Genomic DNA, 19275 nt, shown 5'->3' on the forward strand with positions numbered 1-19275 from the left:
TTGTTGGTGGGCGATTTGACGGGTCAAGTCCGCTTCGCGCCGCCTTGCGGCAGATTTCCGAAGGAAATCTGGACTGGACGCGACAAATCGCCCAATCACGCTAAAGGAAGCGGTTGGGTGACCAGAAGGGTCACCAAAGCGCTTCTNATTCCAAGCAATGCCACCCTACCTTGGCGTGCGCCACCCAGCGGGGACCCCACAGGACTTTGAGGCACTCGGTCTGCGCCCCAGCTTCCAGGTCCAGCATGACAACTTCCCCAAGGCAAAGCCTAAGGCTCAAAAAGTCTTGCCTGCGTCTTTGCGTTCGGCCATGCGGGCCTCGATGAAGTGGGCGAGGGCTTGGGCTGCGGGGCTTTGGCGGGAAGGCTCAAGCAAGCACATATCGGCGGCTTCCAAGGACGGCCAATCGCCCAAAACATCAATGCCGTCTTGAATGAGCCCGCGCGGCATCACCGCATAACCAAGACCGGCCCGTACAGCCGCCGCACATCCTGCATGACTGGGGCTGGTAAAGGCACTTGTCCAAGGCGCTTTAGCGCGGTCCAATGCTGCCAGTGCGCGCTCGCGGTACACACATGCTGAAGGCGACAATACCAAGGGCAAGGGCCGGGCGCGCTTTTCAAAAACAGCCCTTGCTTCCTCAAACGCCTTGGGCAGCGCGTCACTTGACGGGCCAACCCAGACTAATTCCTCCCGCCAGATGGGGCGGGCACCGGGATGCACGCGTTCGGTAGATTGTTTGATCAGCACAAGGTCATGCAAGCCTGCCTCAAACTCATCAATCAAGGTGCGCGTCAACGCACACGATACATGCAGCATCACGTGGGGATGGGCATTCATGAAAGCGGCCAGAATATCAGGCAGATGGGCGGTCGTGAAATCTTCCGGCGAACCAAACCGCACTTCACCGGCAATCTCTTGTGAGCGAAAGCGCGCCAGCATGGCATCGGCCGAAGCAATCATGTCCCGCGCATAGCCCAGGAGCTTTTCCCCATCCTGGGTCAAACGCACATTACGAGTATCGCGTTCGATCAATTGGCGATCGAAGATTTCTTCGAGCTTCTTGATTTGGCCCGACACAGCCGATTGCGACCGGCCCACCAGGATACCGGTCCGCGAGAAACTGCGGGTATCAGCCAGCGTTACAAAGGTACGCAAAAAGGCGGTATCGACGTCATACATGGCTTCCCTCATGCGACGCTGGCTGCGCGCCGTCAACGTCAGTTTCGACGACGGAGGCCCTCTCGCCACGGTTTTTCCGATAAATCTAATCAGCTTTTCAGGTTTCTCGTTTGTTGAGCAACCCCCTATGCAGCGGCCCCGCACCCCCCGGGACAGGAGCCAAACATGCCAGTGGAAGTATTGCTTGAAAACCTCATCTCGCCGATCACTTTGGCATTTTTGTTGGGCATGATCGCCACTTTGATCAAGTCGGATTTGGAAATCCCCGAAGCTGTCATCAAGATTTTTGCGATTTTTCTGTTGTTTTCGATTGGTCTGCAAGGCGGACAAGAGCTTGCCAGCGTGGCCTTTAAGGACATTGCCAATGGCCTTGGGGTGACTGCCGCCTTGATTTTCATTTTGCCCCTGATTGCATTTTTGGTTGCCAAATTCGTTCTGCGCTTTGACACACCCAATGCAGCAGGCGTGGCGGCTCTCTATGGTTCGGTCTCCTCAGTGACCTTCGTGGTTGCCCGCACCTATGCGGAGAGCAAAGGCACCCCGATGGACGGCTATGTAACAGGGCTTGTCGCCCTTATGGAGCTCGCGATTTTGGTCGCCCTGTTTTATGGCCGCTTTGCGATGAGCCGGTCCAATGGTGAGCCGGGCAAGCTGACCGAGATTTTGATGGAGACCCTGCGCGGGCGCGGCCTCGTCTTATTGGGGGGTGGCCTTCTCATCGGGGGCCTGATTGGCGAAAAGAATTTCACCAAGATCGAGCCCTTCTTTGTCGATCTGTTTCGCGGTGTTTTGGTCCTGTTCCTGCTGGAAATGGGCATGACAGCGGCACGTCACTTAAAGGAATTTGCCAAAGTGGGCCCGGCTATGGCGGTATTTGGCGTGGTGATGCCGATGGTGCATGGGGCGCTGGCCTCAGGGCTTGCAACCTGGGCAGGCCTGCCCTTGGGCTCTGCCTTTGTCATCGGGGCGGTTGCGGCTTCTGCCTCTTACATTGATGCGCCCGCAGCCGTGCGCGCCACCTTCCCAACCGCAAATCCTGCCATCTATCTTACCTCCTCACTCGGCATCACCTTCCCCTTCATGCTGATCATCGGGGTGCCGACCGTGTATCAGATGGCGGTTCTGTGGCGTGGGGTGTTGGGGGGTGGGTAGAATTTGTTGCTTTGGTACGGTTGAAGGCAAGACGAGCTGCGCAACTTCATGCGGTGGCCCGCACAGCGGGTGGCTCATGTGCGCCTATGCATACCTTCTTGACCGGTTTAGCGGGAGCTTCATGAACGGGGAAGCTGGCCGCGAAGCGGGCTGAAGGGGGACGGTGCCACAAAAACTCTCCCCCTGCCCTCTAGACAGACACCCAAACTAAGGCACTATGGTCGTCCCATTAGCAACTGAAAGGAGGTGATCCTATGTCTCATTGTCCGCGCCTGAGTGAAATGTCTGTCAGGATCCCTTCGGAGGCGAACGCTTAGCGATTAGAAGCGTTTCTTCGAATTGAGACTGGGCCGTTTCACCGGTCTGGCAATAGAAAGGTCGCTGGGCAACCAGCGACCTTTCTTGTTGATTTAAAGCACTTTGCCCATGATTTTGAGGGGGATGACAGCACCATTTTTGGCATGCTTCTCAATCACGTCGATCAGCTCATAGCCGCAGCGGCGATAGAGCGGCTCGCCAGCCAACGTCGCCCCCATTTGCGCACTCTTAAAGCCTTCGGCACGGGCAGCGGCCTCGCCCGCATCAATAATCATTTGGCCAATGCCACGGCGCACATGGTCTGGATGGGTATACATGGCGCGAATCCGGGCAGGTTCGGTTGCGGGGTCTAAAAGGCGGTTATCGCGGCCTGCACTGTGATCGCCGCCATAGAGCGTGCCGCGCTGGCTCCAGCCGCCACAGCCGACGATTTGGCCGTCGTCCTCTTGGACGACAAAATAGGTGCCGTCCTCGATCAACTGGGTGTCGATCCCCATGGTCTCGTGACTACCCTCAACTTGTTCGGGCGTCAGAAAGTCATTCATCAACTGCCCGATCGCCAAAGCCATCAAGGCCTTCATCTCGGGCATATCATCAAAGGTCGCGACACGCAGTTTTAAGACCATGCAGCCAGCCTTTCCTCAATCAGAGCAATGGTTTCGGTCACACCAAATAGGGCGACAAAGCCGCCAAAGCGGGGGCCTTGTTCCTGGCCCAGCAAGACTTCATAGAGCGCTTTGAACCAATCGCGCAGGTTTTCAAACTGGTGGGTCTTGCCGACATCAAACACCATATTCTGGATTTCATCGCCGTCGCGCATATCCGCCCCCATAGCTTCAAGGCGGGCTTTGAGGTCCAAGATGGCAGCACGCTCTGCTTGCGTCGGTGCACGGAACTTCTTGGTCGGCTGAATGAAGTCGCGATAATAGGCTAGGGCAAAGCCTGCGAGTTGATCCAGCAAGGGCTGTTCAGACGGTGTCGCCTCCGGCGCATAGCGCTTGATAAAGCCCCATAGCACCTCTTTGGTTTCTGCATTGGCAGCTGAGACCAGATTGAGGAGCAGCGCAAAGCTGATGGGCGAGCCATCGTGCGGCGGCTGGCCATTATGAATATGCCAGACCGGGTTTTCGAGCTGCTTAGCCGGCTCTTCCCGCTGAAAGGCATCGAGAAACTGGACATATTCGTCCACCGCGCGCGGAATGACATCGAAATAGAGCTTTTTGGCCGCCCGCGGCTTTTGGAAGTTATACAAGGACAGGCTTTCGGGCGGCGCATAAGTCAACCATTGCTCGACCGAGATCCCATTGCCTTTGGACTTACTAATCTTCTCGCCATTTTGGTCGAGGAAGAGTTCATAGCAATATTGCAAGGGTGGCTCTGCGCCTAAGATGCGGCAGATTTTGGAATAGATCGGGCCATTGGTCTGATGGTCCTTGCCATACATTTCAAAGTCGACGCCCAGAGCTGCCCAACGCATGCCAAAGTCTGGTTTCCATTGCATTTTAACATGCCCGCCCGTGACGGGGAGCGTGATATCTGTGCCGTCTTCATCGGCAAAGGTGACCGTGCCCGCCTTCGGGTCTGTCGCCTTCATCGGCACATAAAGGACGCGGCCCGTCGTGGGCGAGATGGGCAGGAAGGGACTATAAGTGGCGCGCCGCTCTTCGCCCAAAGTCGGCAACATGACGCCCATAATCTCGTCAAACTTCTCAAGCGCCCGCAGAAGCGTGGCATCAAAGGCGCCCGAACGATAAAGCTCGGTGGCAGACTTGAACTGATAATCAAAGCCAAAGCTATCGAGGAAGCCGCGCAAGCGGGCATTATTGTGCTGGGCAAAGCCTTCATGGGTGCCAAATGGGTCGGGCACATCGGTCAGAGGCTTTTGCAGATAGGGCTCTAAGGCGGCTGGATTGGGCACATTATCGGGCACTTTGCGCATGCCATCCATATCGTCGCTGACACAGATTAATTGGGTTTCGATCGTGCCATTGGTCAGTGCGATAAAGGCTTGGCGCACCATGGTTGTGCGCACGACTTCGCCAAAAGTGCCGATATGGGGAAGCCCCGACGGGCCATAGCCAGTTTCGAAAATGACGGGTCCTTGCTTGCCGATTTTCTTGACCCGGTCCAGTAGCAAACGGGCTTGTTCAAAGGGCCAAGCCTTGGCTTCAGTTGCCAAAAGTGCACGGTTCGCCATTCACGTCTCATTCTTTACTTGGAGTGGGAGGTTGTTGCCACGCCTTGTGGCGGAATCACGCCCTAAGGTCAAACCCCGCCCCTGCCTCAACCCACACAACAGGCTGCCTTGCATGCCCGCTTGACAGGCCTAACCCGTGGGTTTATTTGTAAATGTGTTTATTAATTGCGGTGGAGCGCCTGCCATGATCACCCATGAAATGATAATCCAAGCCAAACCCGAAACCGTGTTTGCCCTCTACCAAGACGTTGGGAATTGGCCGCAGTGGGATGAGGAGGTTCTGGAGGTTTCTTTGCCGGAGGGATTAACCCCCAATGCCCGGGGCTGGCTCAAGCCCCGCTCAGGGCCAAAAGCGCAGATCAAGGTGGTCTCTGTAACCCAACCAACTCAATTCTGTGTCGAATCAGATCTGCCCGGTTGCACCATGGGCTTTGACCATCGCCTTGAAGCGACCACTCTGGGGACACGCGTAACCCACGGGGTTTACTTCAAAGGCCCAACAAGCTTTCTGTTCAAAAGATTGATTGGTCCGACGCTCAGTCGCGGCCTACCCGTGACCTTGCAAGGTCTCAAACAACTTGCTGAGGCCGCCGGACCCTAAATACTCACGAAGGGGAGATTGCTGCTTGGATTGGGCGAAACTGTCGGACTATACAGGGCCTCAGGCCAGTCCGGGCTTTCAATATTGGGTGCGCTTTATGGCGTGGCAACGCGGTCTCAATCATATCTTGCGTCCATTATCGCTCACACAGCCGCAATTTGCGCTCTTGGCCACCATCGGGTGGAAAACCCAAGACGGCAGCAATCTATCGCAACAACAATTGGCCGACTTTTTGCGCCTCGACCGGATGCTGGTGTCTCAGATCATCAGCCGTTTGGATCGAGATGGGCTTGTGACGCGCAAACTTGCCGCAAACGACCGTCGCCGGAAGGGCGTGCGGCTGACAGCGCTCGGCATCGACAAGGTCAAACAGGCCCTGCCCTTGGTTGAAGGATTCGATAAGGCCTTCTTTTCAACGAGCCAGCCTACTTAGCCCCCATCGCGCGATGTTTGGCGCGCGTGGCCTCGTCCAGACGTAAGAAACGAGCCGCATTATTATAGAGGATATCGCGCTTTTGCTGCGCGCTTAAGAAGGGTGCGTCCTCAATCACCTTGATGGCGATTTCAATCGTTTCCGGCCATACCATTTGATCGGAGCCAAACATGATGCGCTCACCAAAGCCAGCCTCAACCAAGGTCTGTAAATAGCGATAAAAAGCTGGTCTAGGCTGGGTGTAAACAATCACGCCTGTATCCAGATAGACTTGAGGGTGCGCATACAACAGAGCCAACGTGTCATCCAACAAGGGATAGCCCGCATGCATCACATTGATGCGGAGCTTTGGGTGCTTCACCAGCACATCTTCCAACAAAAGCGGGCTGCTCAATCGGGCACGATAGCCAGAGCCCGACATATAGGCGACACCTGGAGGGCCCGGGCCCACATGTAATGCTACGGGCAAATCATTGGCCTCAGCCGCCGCCCAAATAGGCTCCATCCTTGGATCATTGGGGGCGATGCCGATATATTGGGTGCCAAGCTCGCCAATCATCGTGATGATGCCGGCCGCTTTCGCCTCAGCAAATTCCTTGGTTAAATTACCCTTCGGCGGAAGTTCGGGCAGAAGCCCATTCATGATCCGGTCTGGAGCCGCAGCCTTCCACACTTTCAAGCGCGCATATTTGTCGCTGACAACGCCGAACATATTGCGGCGATTCATAATCTCCAATGTTTTGGTGCGGATCTCATCATCGGTCATGGGCGACCAGATTGGATCGGCGCATTTTGGATTTTTGAACCAAGCCATCAGGAAGGTTTCATAATCGGTGGTCTGATCCCAGGCTGGCATCGGGTCCATGGGGCTACACATGGCTAAGGGGGCTGGACCCTGCTCATTGGCGGCAGAGGCATGCAGATGCATGTCAATAATCGGTTCTTGCGCATGTGCCATGGGCGCGGTGGTGACAATCAGGCCTGAAATCAAACAGGTGATGAACCAAGTCAAACAAGTCTTCACGTCAAACTATCCAATCAAATACACCAACTTTGGCTGATTGGGAGGCTAGCCAGTGGCCGTGGCTTTGACAAACGAAATCAGACCTCAGGATAAGATTTACTCAGTAGGCTGAAGGTTTTGCCTTCAAGTCCATCACCGCGGTCGCCCCGCACCTGATTTCGAAGATCAAGGCTTCGTCTGCCGCGGTTGCAGACAGATAGCTGCCATGATCCGACTTTTGGCTCCATTTGCCCCATGCCTAACGCAAAATTGACCGCGGAACCGTCTATAGTCATGGTAACGCCGTTAACCTAGGCTGGAAAATCACGCGGGGATGGCGCAGTCGGGCGAAGGAAGGCGATCTTGGACGCCTTGAGAGACTTTGCCGTAAGCAGTTGAGGGGAAGTGCACAGGATGGATCGGAGAACTCTGGTAACTGCGGTTGCGATTGGCACTTTGTCGGGTGCGGGTGCCGGCATTGCAGCAGCGCGTGTGGCTGGTGCCGGTGCGGGCGTCGGTGCCCAGGGCCAAGCGGCTACTCAAAGCGCTGTCGCCGGGGCCGTCCGGCTGAATATGGTCACCTCTTGGCCCAAAGGCATGCCAGGCTTGGGCATGAGTGCAGAACGCATTGCACAGCGTGCCCTTGCCCTGTCAGGCGGCACCTTGGACATCAAAGTCTATGCCGCCGGCGAATTGGTCGGCGCCTTTGAAGTATTTGACGCCGTGGCCACTGGTTCGGCCGATCTTTATCATTCCGCCGATTATTATTGGCAGGGCAAAAATGCTGCCTATCCCTTCTTCACCGCCGTGCCCTTTGGCATGACGGCGATGGAGCAAATGGGTTGGCTGGATCATGGTGGTGGCCAAGCGCTGTGGGAAGAATTAGCGGCAGGCTTTGGCATTGTGCCGATGGCAGCCGCCAATACGTGCCATCAAGCAGGCGGCTGGTTCAAGCGTGAAATCAAGAGTTTGGCCGATCTAAAGGGCCTCAAGATGCGTATTCCCGGCATCGGGGGCGAGATGATCCGCCGCTTGGGTGGCGCGGCCGTTGCCATGCCCGGGGGCGAAATCTATCAGGCCTTGCAGTCGGGCGTGATCGACGCGGCAGAGTTCGTAGGGCCTTGGAACGACATCGGCTTGGGCTTTTATCGCGAAGCCCCTTATTATTACGCCCCTGGCCTGCATGAACCCGGCGCGATTTTGGCGGTCGGGGTCAATAAGGGTAAGTTTGATAAATTATCCAAGGTGCATCAGGAAATTCTGCGGGCAGCTTGCCGCGAAAGCTATGCCATTTCGGTCGGGGAATTCACCTATCAGAATGGGGTGGCGATGGAAGCGATGAAGGCCCAATATGGGGTAACCTTGCGCCGCCTGCCCGATGACGTGATTAAAGAAGCCGCAAAAATTGCCCAAATCATGTGGGCCGAAGCTGGGGCGGCAGACCCCTTGGCAGGCCGCATCTATCAAAGTTGGCTGAAGGCTTATCGTGCCATGCGGCCTTGGAGTGAAGAGGCTGAAGGCATTTATCTGGCAGAGCGGCAGCGCACCTTAAGCTTGGGTGCCCCATGAGCCCGCACATACTCGGTGAGCCATTGGGAGCCATTGCTGTGATTAGTCTCGGCGGTTTAGCCCCATTTCTTCTAACGCCGCTGGGGGTTGTGATCTGGGGTGAGCGGATTGCAGGCGTCCAGCGCACTTTAAACGCGATCGCAGAAGATATTGCCTTTTGGCTCGGCAAGTTTGCCCAAGCTTGCTTATTGGTATTGGCCTTTGGCATGCTCAGCACCGTGCTGTTGCGCTATATTTTTGGCGAAAGTTTCACCCGCCTCAATGAAACGGTGATGTATGCGCACGCGCTAGGGTTTTTGATGGCGGCCCCCGCTGCCTTGATCACTAATGCCCATGTCCGCGTAGATGTCGTTTATGAACATGTGAGCGAACGAACCAAAGCTGCGCTTGATTTGATTGGGTTTTGCGTGCTTTTGGCACCGGTAATGGTGCTCTTGCTGATCTATAGCGGCCCCGTGGTAGAACTTGCGTGGCGCATTGGCGAAAAGAGCCCTGAAACAGACGGTCTACCCTTTGTCTATCTGTTGAAAACGGCCATGCCACTCTTTGCGGTCACCATGCTCATGGCTGGTGTAGCCCATGCTGGCCGTGCTGCCTTGCGCTGGCGCGGGCTTGAAGGCTCAGAAGCACGTTCCGCCGCACCGCAAACGCCGACCTCCCAATCCCCAACTGAACCTGTAGGATCATAACGATGGACCTGCATGGGATTTTAGACATCGCAATGTTCCTGTCCCTCATCGTGGTGTTGATGATGGGCTATCCCGTTGCCTTCACCTTGGCTGGTGTTGCCTTGGTTTTTGGCCTGCTGGGCATGGCAGTGGGTGTGTTTCAACCCTCCTATTTCGCCGCCTTTCCCCAGCGCGTGTTTGGTACGATGGGGAATGCCACGCTGACGGCTGTGCCCCTGTTTGTCTTGATGGGCGTCATCCTAGAGCGTTCCCGGATCGCCGAAGACTTATTGACCACCATGGGCGATTTGTTTGGCCGGTTTCGGGGTGGGCTGTTGTATTCCACCACCCTTGTGGGCGCACTTCTGGCAGCCTCGACAGGGGTGGTCGGGGCCACCGTTGTCACCATGGGGCTGTTGGCTTTGCCGGCCATGTTGGCGCGCGGCTATGATGTAAAGATTGCAACCGGCTCCATCGCCGCCTCGGGCACCTTGGGTCAAATCATCCCGCCTTCGATCGTGCTGATCCTATTGGGCGATGTGATTGGCAATGCGAACCAGCGTGCCCAGCTTGAAATGGGCAAGTCGGGGGGCGAAGCTGTTTCGGTTGGCGATTTGTTTGCTGGTGCGATCATCCCGGGCCTTGTGCTGGTTGGGCTTTATTTGCTCTATCAAATCTTCATCGCGTGGAGCCAGCCGAAGGCGGCCCCGGCGGCAGGCGGGGATTACCCCAAGCTTTCGCGCGTGGTTCAAGCCCTGCTTGCGCCATTATTACTGATCTTGGCCGTTTTGGGCTCTATCCTTGCAGGCATTGCAACCGCCACCGAAGGGGCAGCCGTGGGGGCCGCTGGGGCAGCCCTTTTGGCCGGTCAACGTATTGAGCAAGACGCAGGCAGGGCACGGCATACCCTAAGCCGGATCATTTTAGGCGGGGGGGCCGCGCTGGTCCTACTGGTGGCGTTCCGCTTGTTTATCGACATCCCAAGCCTAGCCGGGCAAGCGACGTTGCCAGGGCAGATTATCCTTTTCATCTCCGTTGTCCTCAGCCTCGTGGCCGGGGCAGGTGTGATTGCGGGCCTTTGGGCGTTACATAGGGCCAAATCTCTGACCCCAGCGTTGAAATCGACAGCAGACATCAATGCTATGGTGTTCACGATCCTGATTGGGGCCGCGCTCTTCACCTTGGTATTCCGCGGCCTAGGCGGTGATGAATGGGTTGCCGGCATGCTCGAGGCCGTCCCTGGCGGCTTAACCGGGGCACTTTTGTTCACCTTCGCGGTGATGTTCTTGTTGGGCTTCTTCTTGGACTTCATCGAGATTTGCTTTGTCGTCGTGCCCTTGGTCGCCGTGCCTCTGATCGTGATGGGGGCAGACCCCGTTTGGCTGGCCGTGATGATGGCGATGGTGTTACAGACCTCGTTCCTAACCCCGCCGTTTGGCTTTGCGCTTTTCTATCTGCGCGGAGTGGCACCACCGAGCGTAAGAACCGTCGATATTTATCGCGGTGTCGTGCCCTTCATCGGCTTGCAACTTGTGGCCGTTGGTTTGATTTGGCTGATGCCGGGCTTGGCCACGTGGTTGCCCAACCTGCTTTACCGCTAAATGCCCAAAAACTGGCTTTAGTGTCCCTGTGACTGTTCATCTCGTGGCCAGCCGCGAACGCGTGGCGCGGCTGGCAAGTTCTGGCTTGAGTCCGCCGACAATTCACTGATAAGGCCAAAGGGCGCAATGTCGCGGTCGCAGGGGAATCGAGTGGGTCAGAGGAAGACACAAATTGTGGTCGTCGGCGGGGGTGCTGGCGGCCTCGAACTGGTTCGCTTGCTCGGCTCGCGCTATGGTCGCAAAGCCCATGACATCATTCTGATCGACCGCAACTTAACTCATGTGTGGAAGCCCTTACTTCATGAAGTGGCGGCGGGTTCCCTTGACGCCAATCTCGATGAAGTGGGCTATGGCGGCCATGCCGTGCGCTGGGGCTATCGGTTCTTTAACGGCAGTCTTGAAAGCATTGACCGGGTCGGCCGCACCGTCACCACCGCGCCATTGCTGGACGAGCGTGGTGAGGAGATTATTGGCAGGCACACGATCCGCTACGATTACTTGGTGCTGGCCATGGGCGGCATTTCAAATGATTTCGGGGTACCGGGCGTGCGCGAACATGCCATGTTTCTGGAAGACCGCCCACAGGCCGACCGCTTCCGCCAAAAGCTACTGAACGCTTGCCTGCGTACCAATCACGCCCATCAGACCGGCGATACGCAAGCGGCTGTCCGCATTTGTATTGTCGGGGGCGGTGCGACTGGGGTCGAGCTTGCGGCCGAACTGTATAGTGCCGCCAAGGCCCTGCGCCATTATGGCCTCGAAGTATTTGATGAATCTAAGCTCGAAGTGTCTCTGATTGAGGCGGGCCCCCGTATCCTGCCCGCGCTCGACGAAAAGCTTGCGGAAAGTGCGAAGCATGAGCTCGAAAAACTGGGCGTCAAAGTGCTCGACAATACCCAAGTGGTGCGTCTGGCGAAAAACGAGGTTCATACCAGCGCCGGGGCGGTCATTGAGGCCAATCTGATTGTGTGGGCGGCCGGGGTTAAAGGGGCCGACGAGATCCGCACCATGGGGGATCTCGAACTCACACGTGGTAATCAAATCGTCGTACGCCCGACCCTTCAATCCACGAAGGACGACCGCATTTATGCCCTCGGCGATTGCGCCTCGTGCATGCTTCCCGGCCGCGACCGCCCAATCCCGCCGCGCGCCCAATCCGCGCACCAAATGGCCGCCCAAGTCTTTCATAACTTGGTGCGTGCCCAAGCAGGCCAACCGCAACAGGATTTTGTCTATCACGACCATGGGTCGCTTGTATCCCTCAGCCGCTTTTCCACCGTGGGCAGCCTGATGGGCAATCTGGTGGGCGGACGGATGCGCGTGGAAGGCTGGGTCGCCCGCATGGTCTATCAATCGCTCTATCGCATGCATCTGATTGCCATCCACGGCTGGTGGCGCGGCGTGACGCTGATCGTGATCGGCCACGTCAACCACATCATCCGGCCTAAGTTTAAGCTTCATTAGGGCGGTCGCGGTCGTTCAGGGAGCGCGCAGCGCGAACTTCGCTGGGTCCCGCTGCCGATTCCTTTAGCTAAGATCGCATTTGCCTTAGGCCCTGCCTAGGCAAAGGCTTCGTTCGAATTTGGGCGCGCAAGCTGGAGCGTCAAGGCGCGCTGATGGCCCGTCGACTTTGCCGATGGCGCGCTTCGATGGCGGATCTTGCGCAGTGACAATTATCAGACAGCTTCGAGGTAAGCTGCGTGCGGGCGTTCCGAGTTCATCAACCGACGCCCCCTCACCCCGCCCGCTCACGCAGCAAGAACGCGCGCACCATAGGATTTTCCGTTAGGCCTATCGCGCGCTCCATCGCAACCGCTGCGGCAGCAGGCTCGTCGCAGGCGCGATGGGCGGCGGCCAAGGTTACCCAAAAGGGCTGATAGGTGCTAACATCGCTGGCATTGAGGCTGGACAGAACCTCCAGCGCAGACCGGCCCTGCCCCATGGCCTGCAGGACGGCGGCATAGCTGACAAAGGCCCCAATACTGGGCCGATGGGTCAGCAGGAGTTCATGAAAGGACCGCAGCGCTGCCCAATTGGTCGTGCCGGTGATCGGGGCTTGGACATGGATGGACTGGATGGCGGCCTCAATCTGAAAGCGCCCAAGCCGGTTTAGCCTTGAGGCGCGAACGAGAAGGTCTTCGGCCTCGATAATCTTGCCGCGCTCCCACAAGGTCGCATCTTGACCCTTGAGGGGTACAAAGGCACCATCGGTCCCCCAACGCGCAGCCTTACGCGCATCGACATAGAGCATCAGCGCTAACAAGCCCAAAGCCTCAGGCTCTTGGGGCATCAGCGACACCAGCAAACGGGCGAGAAAGATGGCCTCCTCAGCCAGGGACATCGTGCAGTCATCAGACCCTGCCACCGCGTCAAACGACGTGCCAAACGCCGCATAGATCGCCGACAACACATCTTCCAATCGCTCTGGCAAGGCGTCGAGATCGGGGATTTTGAAACCAATACCGGCAGCCTTAATCTTAGCTTTGGCGCGCACCAAGCGCTGGCCCATGGTGGTGGGCGAGACTAAAAAGGCAGAGGCAATCTGGGCGGCGTCTAGGCCAAGGATGGTCTGCAGCATCAAGGGGGTGCGGACGTCTTCTTGAATGGCCGGGTGGGCGCAGACAAACATCAAAGCCAAGCGTTGGTCCGGGATCGGCTCTCGGGCCGCTGAGGGGGCATCCATCCGACGTAAAATCTCATCCATGCCGCGCGCTTTCACGGCCTCATGCCGATGGGCATTGATCAGGCGGTTACGGGCTGCGGTCAAAAGCCAAGCATCAGGATTGGCAGGAATACCGCGTGTGGGCCACACCTTGAGGGCTGCGGCAAAGGCCTCGGATAAAGCATCTTCGCTGGCGGCCAAATCGCCATCGCGCGCCGCCAAAAGTGCAATGAGGCGACCATAGGAAGCGCGCGCCGCGCCAACCACCGTCTCGACAATTCTGTCCTTGCCGGGAACCGGGGCCGGCGTGACGCGCGCATCACCCATGTTTAGCCTTGGGGAGGAGGTGGCATGATTGGGCGAATTTCAATCGAGCCGCCGCTGGCCGCTGGGGACTTTGCCGCCCATTCAAGTGCCGTATCAAGATCTGGCACCTCGATCACAAAATAACCGCCCAACTGCTCTTTTGTATCGGCAAACGGCCCGTCTTGGACCACACGCTTGCCATCGCGGATCCGCAGCGTCGTGGCTGTATGGGGCGGCTGCAACCCATCGCCATTAATCACGATACCGGCTTGCTGGATCGCTTGGACAAAGGCTGTCCAGCCACCCCAATAGGCCCCAGCTTCTGCGGGATCATTGCGCTTGTTTCGTTCAGCTTCGGTTTCGTTCATGATCAACATAAATTGCATGGTCAGTCTCCATTGGTTTTATGACCCAGACACACCGTCTGGTCGAGGGGGAAATGAGATCAGGCCAAACGGGCCTGTTTGTTGGAAAAATGGGCGACCCAGAGAAGGGCAGCTGCAATCGCCACCACAACGGTGAGGACAATCACTTGAGGCGGGCCCAAAGCCGCAAACACGCCATGAACAATGTCGCCAATATAGAGGACGACATAAGCAACCAGCGAGGCCAAAAGTACGGGCTGGGCGACCTTGTTCTTCAATAGCATCAGAGTTGAGCCAATCAGCCCGCCGATGACGCCAATGCCAAAAGCAAAATTCATCCAAAACGGAATTGACAGATAGACGTCAATTTGTTCTGGCGTCATGCCTTTTGCCGCCAGACTTGCGGAAGTTGCTGTGACCGCGCCCATAAACTGAGCGAGGCCAAAGAAATTCCACGCAGCGCCGAGGCCTGCGACCGCCCAGAACCAGGGCGGCAACTTTCGCTGTGTGCCAGCTTCAACCATTTTTTGCTCCTTCAAACATCTCAGAGACGGGGAAGCACTTTTGGCTTCCCGCATTCTCATAGGCATGACATTCGAGCAGATAGCGATTTCGACAGCGATCAGAAAAAAGTGCAGCGACGTGTCAGAATAGTTGTCGAAACAGGCTAAGGGTGATGTCTTGCCCTCAAGGACGCCCAAAAGCTCATGCTGACCGACCTTATTTTGTTTCGCCATGGCAAAGCCGTTCGCCCCCATGAAGCACGTGATGACTTCAGTCGCGGTTTGACCCTGCGTGGGCGGGTTCAAGCTGCTGCCCAAGCGGCTCGCTTGAAAGAGGCGGGTTGTGACATCCAGCTCGCATTGGTCTCCACCGCTTTGCGCGCCGCCGAGACTTGGGATGCCTGCCAACCTTCGTTCCCAGATGCGCAGGTTCATTTGTCGCGCCAGCTTTATCTGGCGGCACCCAGTATTTATCTGAAAGCGGCCAAGACTGCTAAGGCCGCGCGCGTGATGATCATTGCGCATGATCCCGGCCTGCATGATCTGGCACGCAGCTTGATGAAGGGCAACACGGGCCAAGATCATGGGCAGGTGCAGTTACGAGAGCATTTGCCCACCAGCGGCATAGCGTGGTTTTGTGCCGATCCACATGCCAGCTCGGGCTTCAAGCTCAAACAGTTTTGGGCCCCAGAGCCTGTATCGGACTAAATGAAAGCGCAGGATTGGCAGTTCGACCGCACGCTTCCTAATGACAAATCAACCCCTGTGCGTGCATGAGGTTGCATGAACAAACCAAAGCGCACCCCTTTAAAGCCCTGGTCGATTGAAGCCGTCGTCGATGGCAACCGTCTCCGCGTGCAATTATCTGCCGCAGCGCTGGACCATTTGGGCGATGAAAAAGCGGCACGGGCCCGCGCTTTGGACTTGCTGAAAGGCGCTTTGTTTCGCGGGCGCTTGATCGCGCAGGAGCGCTTGGAGAGTGGGGCGGGCGGCCTTGATTGCTCTCACCTATTGGCGGCGGTTCAAGATCAGGTGATCTCAGCCCTTTATGATTTTACGATCACCCATGTCTTTCGGGCGCGAAATCCAACAGCGGCTGAGCGGCTTAGCGTCTGTGCTACCGGCGGCTATGGCCGCAATTCCATGGCCCCGTCCTCAGATGTCGACCTGATGTTTGTGCGGCCCATCAAGGACGCGTCGTGGGCCGAGAGTGTGATTGAATATATGCTCTATATGTTGTGGGACATGGGACTAAAAGTTGGCCATGCTTCGCGCACCATTTCAGAGTGTCTGCGCGCCGCCCGAGAAGACATGACAATCCGAACCTCTGTGCTGGAAACCCGATTTGTCTGTGGCGATAAGCTGTTGTTCCGCGAGCTGGAAATCCGGTTGCGCAAGGATTTGTTTGACGGCACAGCGGCAGACTTTGTCGCTGCAAAGCTGGCCGAGCGCGATAATCGTCACCGCCGTACGGGTGAAAGCCGCTATATGGTGGAGCCCAATATCAAAGATGGTAAAGGCGGCCTACGTGACCTGCATACTTTGTTTTGGATCGCCAAATATATTCACGGCACCGATGATGTCAGCCAATTTGTCGAAAAGGGCATTTTCAGCCGCGAAGATATGAAGCACTTCAATCAGGCCGCTGAATTCCTGTGGACCGTGCGGTGTCACTTGCATTTCTTGACCGGGCGGGCCGAAGAACGCTTGACCTTTGACTTACAGCCCGAAATGGCCCGCCGCATGGGCTATGGCGACCGGGCCGATAATCCAGCGGTAGAGCGCTTCATGAAGCGCTATTTCCTCGTCACCAAACAAGTTGGGTCCTTGACGCGCATCTTGTCGGCGCGGCTGGAGCTGGACCGGCAGAAGGCCGCCCCTCGCGGTATTTCACGTTTCTTTGCCAGCCCGCAAAAGGCAAAGCTTCTCGATGATCCCCGCTTTGTAGAAGACCATGGCCGCATCGGCTTTGCCCATCCTGACCAGATTGCCGATGATTTGTCGGCCCTGATCGATATCTTCAAAATGGCCGATGAGCTCGACTTGGACATGGATCCCTCAGCCTTGGCGCGCGTCACCAGCATGGCGGCCAAGGGCCGGATCATGCGCGATGACCCAAAATCCGTCGCCAGTTTCCTAGAAGTCGCCACCTCCAAGAAAGATCCCGCCCGCGCCCTGGGCCTTTTGAATGAGGCGGGCTTGCTTGGAAAATTCGTCCCCGAATTTGGCCGCATTGTCGGTCAAACCCAGTTTAACATGTATCACCACTTCACCGTGGACGAACACACGTTGCGCGGCATCGCCAATATCTCAGACATTGAGCATGGCAGGCTGAGCAAGGAATTGCCGGTTTCAACCGAGCTCTTCCCCCGCCTTGCCAATCGCCGCGCGCTGTATTTGGCCATGCTTCTCCATGATGTGGGCAAGGGGGAAGGCGATCAGCAGATTGAAGGGGCAAAAGCAGCGACGATCGCCTGTCGTCGTTTGGGCCTCGATGCCGAAGAGGTAGACTTGGTGGCTTGGCTTGTTGGCCATCATTTGATCATGAGCGAAGTGGCACAGCGCCGCGATATTGGCGACCCGAAAACCATTACGGACTTTGCCGCAACGGTAGGCACGCTCGAGCGCTTGCGCTTGCTACTGGTTTTGACGGTGGCTGACATTCGGGCCGTGGGGCCCGGTGTCTGGAATGATTGGAAAGCCCAACTCCTGCGCGACCTTTATAAGCTGACCGAAGCAACCTTGCGCGGTGGCAGGTCGGATGAAGGCTTTGTGCGCCGCCAATTGAAAGCCCAAGCCGATGAGCGTCGGGCACAGGCGTTGATCGACCCCATTTTGGCCGAATTCTTCACAAGTCTCGAAGATGCGTATTGGCTGGGCTTTGATACGGATCAGCAAAAATGGCATGGGGCGGAAGTGGCCAAAGCCCTGCGTGAAGAAGCCCTTTTTTGGTTGGCCTCACGTCCGGCACCCAGCCGCGGTGCCACCGAAGTCTTGGTCTTGTCCCCAGATCAGCCGGGTCTATTTGCTGCCCTTACTGCCGTATTCGCGCAAGCTGGGGCCAATGTCATTGATGCGCGCGTCCATACCTCTAAAGGCGGTCAAGCCTTCGACGTCTTTGCGCTCCAAGATCAATCGGGGGCAGCCTTTGGCGAGGGTCGACAAGACGCCATCGACAGGCTGTTTATACGCCTGCGGGCCGTCCTTGCGTCCGATGGGAAGCAACACGGCGGAGCGCCTCCCGCGCACCAAGCGTCCAACATCAAAAAGCCGACCAATCGCACGGCCGCCTTTGCCATTGAGCCTGTAATCATGATCGATAATGAGGGCGCAGCCTTTGACACGATTGTCGAAGTGTCAGGTCGTGACCGCCCTGGCCTCTTGGCAGACTTGGCCCAAGTGTTTGAAGATGAAGGCCTGAATGTGACTTCCGCCCATATTGATAGCGTTGGCGAACGGGCAACTGATGCATTTTATCTGCGCGATCGCGGCGGGTTGAAACTTCTCGATGGGCGACGAATCGCGGTTCTGAAAGAGCGTTTAATCGGGGTTCTGGCGGAGGCTGAAACCACCGAAGGGCCGAGTCTCTTGTCACGTCGCAAGCTCGCCCGTGCGCGAGCCAGTAGCCGCCGTTGAGGCTTATTGGGTTTGAACCATTTCCATCGTGGCAGAATACTCATCCTGCAGCCACGCGAGAATTTCACGCGCGGCGGGATGTTGGAGCAGGCTATAGCGCTCAATCAAAGCTTCGCGCCGTTTGGCAAGCTTCATGAGTCCTAGATCCTGAAAGCTCATCAGGTCAGCAAGAACCATATCCGCCAATTCTTGGCCCAGTATCTTGACCGAGGCAGCATAGCCGCTTGCGCCATAACAGTAATCATCGCCATCCTGATAGGCCTTAGCCAAGGTGATCGCGGGGATACAGGTCAAATGGGGCTGCAAGGCCGGATTAATGGCGTGGCCGGAAACCCATTCCGCTAAGCGGTGCGATCGGCCCGTGAAGCCGCGCAGATGAAGATATTGGCTCATGCGCGGACCATCATTGACGGGATAATTGTCCCACAAGAGTGGCTTACGATTTAAAAGCCCGCCGATCTCGCGCATATGACCCACCGAAATCTCGCGCGCGCAAACTTCTTCGCCGGTCCAATAAATATCGATATTGGGATCAAGGCCTGCGCCCAATTCGCGCAAATAATAGTCTGGCCGGCGGCCAAAAACGCGATCCAGCACAGGATCATTGGAATAATAGGTCGGGGTCATGGCCAGCTTTAGCTGTGGCGCGGTATCGCGCGCCAAATGCATGATCTCGATTTGCCGCTGCGCCAAATCTGGCAGGCTTGAATGCATATCATCAAAGAAAATCCCAAGGTCTTGAATCCCCAAGGAGACCAAGTCTTCCACGCGATTGATGAATGTGTTGCGGACATTGCCGTTAAAGTCGTTGAACGCCTCAAATGGGCTTAGGCCGATGCCGACGCGTACCCCGAGGCCTTGGCAGAAGGCAACAAACTGAGAAATCTGCCCGGCTTCTTGCAAGGGATGGGGTTCCACCCAACGCCGCCGCAGAAACGGATCGCCCTTGGGCGCATAATGGAAAAACCGATAGCCATAGGGGGCTAAGGTCTCCACCACTGCGCGGCGATCATCCCATGACCAAGGTTGACCGAAATAGCCTTCAACAATACCTAAATTTGGGGTCGACATAGGGGCAC

General features: G+C 56.8%; 17 protein-coding genes. 9 read left to right on the forward strand and 8 right to left on the reverse strand.

The window, feature by feature from the left end; translation table 11 throughout:
* Positions 1-276 precede the first annotated feature (276 nt).
* Positions 277-1182: a LysR family transcriptional regulator gene (locus B7364_RS03375; protein ID WP_085338535.1), complete on the reverse strand. Its 906-nt coding sequence runs from the start codon at positions 1180-1182 to the stop codon at positions 277-279.
* Between the two features lie 165 nt (positions 1183-1347).
* Between B7364_RS03375 and B7364_RS03380 the strand changes: the two genes are divergently transcribed.
* A complete protein-coding gene (locus B7364_RS03380; protein WP_085338536.1) occupies positions 1348-2334 on the forward strand; it encodes a sodium-dependent bicarbonate transport family permease in 987 nt (328 codons plus the stop codon).
* Between the two features lie 410 nt (positions 2335-2744).
* On the opposite strand, the gene B7364_RS03385 is transcribed toward B7364_RS03380, so the two are convergent.
* Both B7364_RS03385 and B7364_RS03390 read right to left on the reverse strand, forming a co-directional pair.
* Complete coding sequence (locus B7364_RS03385; protein ID WP_085338537.1) at positions 2745-3278, reverse strand: GNAT family N-acetyltransferase; 534 nt, start codon at positions 3276-3278, stop codon at positions 2745-2747.
* A complete protein-coding gene (locus tag B7364_RS03390; RefSeq protein ID WP_085338538.1) occupies positions 3269-4849 on the reverse strand; it encodes a lysine--tRNA ligase in 1581 nt (526 codons plus the stop codon). The genes B7364_RS03385 and B7364_RS03390 overlap by 10 nt, the downstream gene beginning before the upstream one ends.
* A gap of 184 nt (positions 4850-5033) precedes the next feature.
* Here B7364_RS03390 and B7364_RS03395 point away from each other — a divergent pair, with 184 nt between their 5' ends.
* Positions 5034-5450, forward strand: a complete 417-nt coding sequence (locus B7364_RS03395; RefSeq protein WP_085338539.1) for an SRPBCC family protein — start codon at positions 5034-5036, stop codon at positions 5448-5450.
* Between the two features lie 25 nt (positions 5451-5475).
* Positions 5476-5883 carry a MarR family winged helix-turn-helix transcriptional regulator gene (locus tag B7364_RS03400; RefSeq protein ID WP_198534021.1) on the forward strand — a complete coding sequence of 136 codons (408 nt, stop codon included), beginning with the start codon at positions 5476-5478 and terminating at the stop codon, positions 5881-5883.
* Here B7364_RS03400 and B7364_RS03405 read toward each other — a convergent pair.
* Positions 5876-6841, reverse strand: coding sequence for an amidohydrolase family protein (locus tag B7364_RS03405; protein ID WP_085338567.1), 966 nt, complete (start codon positions 6839-6841; stop codon positions 5876-5878). The two genes, B7364_RS03400 and B7364_RS03405, sit on opposite strands and share 8 nt — an antisense overlap.
* A 459-nt stretch (positions 6842-7300) precedes the next feature.
* On the opposite strand from B7364_RS03405, the gene B7364_RS03410 reads away from it, so the two are divergent.
* The 4 genes from B7364_RS03410 to B7364_RS03425 all read left to right on the forward strand — a co-directional run bounded on the left by B7364_RS03410 (position 7301) and on the right by B7364_RS03425 (position 12188).
* Positions 7301-8455, forward strand: coding sequence for a TRAP transporter substrate-binding protein (locus B7364_RS03410; protein WP_085338541.1), 1155 nt, complete (start codon positions 7301-7303; stop codon positions 8453-8455).
* On the forward strand, positions 8452-9144 hold the full coding sequence (locus B7364_RS03415; RefSeq protein ID WP_085338542.1) for a TRAP transporter small permease subunit: 693 nt from the start codon (positions 8452-8454) through the stop codon (positions 9142-9144). Before B7364_RS03410 ends, B7364_RS03415 begins: the two co-directional genes overlap by 4 nt.
* A gap of 32 nt (positions 9145-9176) precedes the next feature.
* Positions 9177-10724: a TRAP transporter large permease gene (locus tag B7364_RS03420; RefSeq protein WP_232780794.1), complete on the forward strand. Its 1548-nt coding sequence runs from the start codon at positions 9177-9179 to the stop codon at positions 10722-10724.
* Between the two features lie 150 nt (positions 10725-10874).
* Positions 10875-12188, forward strand: a complete 1314-nt coding sequence (locus B7364_RS03425; RefSeq protein WP_232780795.1) for an NAD(P)/FAD-dependent oxidoreductase — start codon at positions 10875-10877, stop codon at positions 12186-12188.
* 271 nt (positions 12189-12459) lie between these two features.
* Here B7364_RS03425 and B7364_RS03430 read toward each other — a convergent pair whose 3' ends face one another.
* Genes B7364_RS03430 through B7364_RS03440 form a run of 3 tightly spaced genes read right to left on the reverse strand, consistent with a single transcriptional unit; the run spans position 12460 to position 14581 of the window.
* Complete coding sequence (locus B7364_RS03430; RefSeq protein WP_085338545.1) at positions 12460-13713, reverse strand: RNA polymerase sigma factor; 1254 nt, start codon at positions 13711-13713, stop codon at positions 12460-12462.
* Between the two features lie 2 nt (positions 13714-13715).
* Positions 13716-14078 carry a YciI family protein gene (locus B7364_RS03435; protein ID WP_085338546.1) on the reverse strand — a complete coding sequence of 121 codons (363 nt, stop codon included), beginning with the start codon at positions 14076-14078 and terminating at the stop codon, positions 13716-13718.
* Positions 14079-14137: 59 nt separating this feature from the next.
* Complete coding sequence (locus tag B7364_RS03440; RefSeq protein WP_085338547.1) at positions 14138-14581, reverse strand: hypothetical protein; 444 nt, start codon at positions 14579-14581, stop codon at positions 14138-14140.
* 183 nt (positions 14582-14764) lie between these two features.
* Between B7364_RS03440 and B7364_RS03445 the strand changes: the two genes are divergently transcribed.
* Positions 14765-15268 carry a SixA phosphatase family protein gene (locus tag B7364_RS03445; RefSeq protein ID WP_085338548.1) on the forward strand — a complete coding sequence of 168 codons (504 nt, stop codon included), beginning with the start codon at positions 14765-14767 and terminating at the stop codon, positions 15266-15268.
* A 75-nt stretch (positions 15269-15343) separates the two neighbouring features.
* Positions 15344-18196 carry a [protein-PII] uridylyltransferase gene (locus tag B7364_RS03450; protein ID WP_085338549.1) on the forward strand — a complete coding sequence of 951 codons (2853 nt, stop codon included), beginning with the start codon at positions 15344-15346 and terminating at the stop codon, positions 18194-18196.
* Positions 18197-18199: 3 nt separating this feature from the next.
* On the opposite strand, the gene B7364_RS03455 is transcribed toward B7364_RS03450, so the two are convergent.
* Entirely contained in the window at positions 18200-19267 is a 1068-nt protein-coding gene (locus tag B7364_RS03455) for a beta-N-acetylglucosaminidase domain-containing protein (protein ID WP_085338550.1), read from the reverse strand.
* Between the last annotated feature and the right edge of the window lie 8 nt (positions 19268-19275).

Source organism: Aquidulcibacter paucihalophilus, assembly GCF_002105465.1.
GTDB classification, from domain to species: domain Bacteria; phylum Pseudomonadota; class Alphaproteobacteria; order Caulobacterales; family Aquidulcibacteraceae; genus Aquidulcibacter; species Aquidulcibacter paucihalophilus.

What these genes read in the sequence shown, in the direction of transcription:
- B7364_RS03435 (WP_085338546.1), bottom strand. Translation starts at nt 14,078, where the DNA reads ATGCAATTTATGTTGATCATGAACGAAACCGAAGCTGAACGAAACAAG.
- B7364_RS03410 (WP_085338541.1), top strand. Translation starts at nt 7,301, where the DNA reads ATGGATCGGAGAACTCTGGTAACTGCGGTTGCGATTGGCACTTTGTCG.
- B7364_RS03405 (WP_085338567.1), bottom strand. Translation starts at nt 6,841, where the DNA reads ATGGCACATGCGCAAGAACCGATTATTGACATGCATCTGCATGCCTCT.
- B7364_RS03455 (WP_085338550.1), bottom strand. Translation starts at nt 19,267, where the DNA reads ATGTCGACCCCAAATTTAGGTATTGTTGAAGGCTATTTCGGTCAACCT.
- B7364_RS03375 (WP_085338535.1), bottom strand. Translation starts at nt 1,182, where the DNA reads ATGTATGACGTCGATACCGCCTTTTTGCGTACCTTTGTAACGCTGGCT.
- B7364_RS03450 (WP_085338549.1), top strand. Translation starts at nt 15,344, where the DNA reads ATGAACAAACCAAAGCGCACCCCTTTAAAGCCCTGGTCGATTGAAGCC.
- B7364_RS03395 (WP_085338539.1), top strand. Translation starts at nt 5,034, where the DNA reads ATGATCACCCATGAAATGATAATCCAAGCCAAACCCGAAACCGTGTTT.
- B7364_RS03380 (WP_085338536.1), top strand. Translation starts at nt 1,348, where the DNA reads ATGCCAGTGGAAGTATTGCTTGAAAACCTCATCTCGCCGATCACTTTG.
- B7364_RS03420 (WP_232780794.1), top strand. Translation starts at nt 9,177, where the DNA reads ATGTTCCTGTCCCTCATCGTGGTGTTGATGATGGGCTATCCCGTTGCC.
- B7364_RS03385 (WP_085338537.1), bottom strand. Translation starts at nt 3,278, where the DNA reads ATGGTCTTAAAACTGCGTGTCGCGACCTTTGATGATATGCCCGAGATG.
- B7364_RS03390 (WP_085338538.1), bottom strand. Translation starts at nt 4,849, where the DNA reads ATGGCGAACCGTGCACTTTTGGCAACTGAAGCCAAGGCTTGGCCCTTT.
- B7364_RS03415 (WP_085338542.1), top strand. Translation starts at nt 8,452, where the DNA reads ATGAGCCCGCACATACTCGGTGAGCCATTGGGAGCCATTGCTGTGATT.
- B7364_RS03440 (WP_085338547.1), bottom strand. Translation starts at nt 14,581, where the DNA reads ATGGTTGAAGCTGGCACACAGCGAAAGTTGCCGCCCTGGTTCTGGGCG.
- B7364_RS03430 (WP_085338545.1), bottom strand. Translation starts at nt 13,713, where the DNA reads ATGGGTGATGCGCGCGTCACGCCGGCCCCGGTTCCCGGCAAGGACAGA.
- B7364_RS03445 (WP_085338548.1), top strand. Translation starts at nt 14,765, where the DNA reads ATGCTGACCGACCTTATTTTGTTTCGCCATGGCAAAGCCGTTCGCCCC.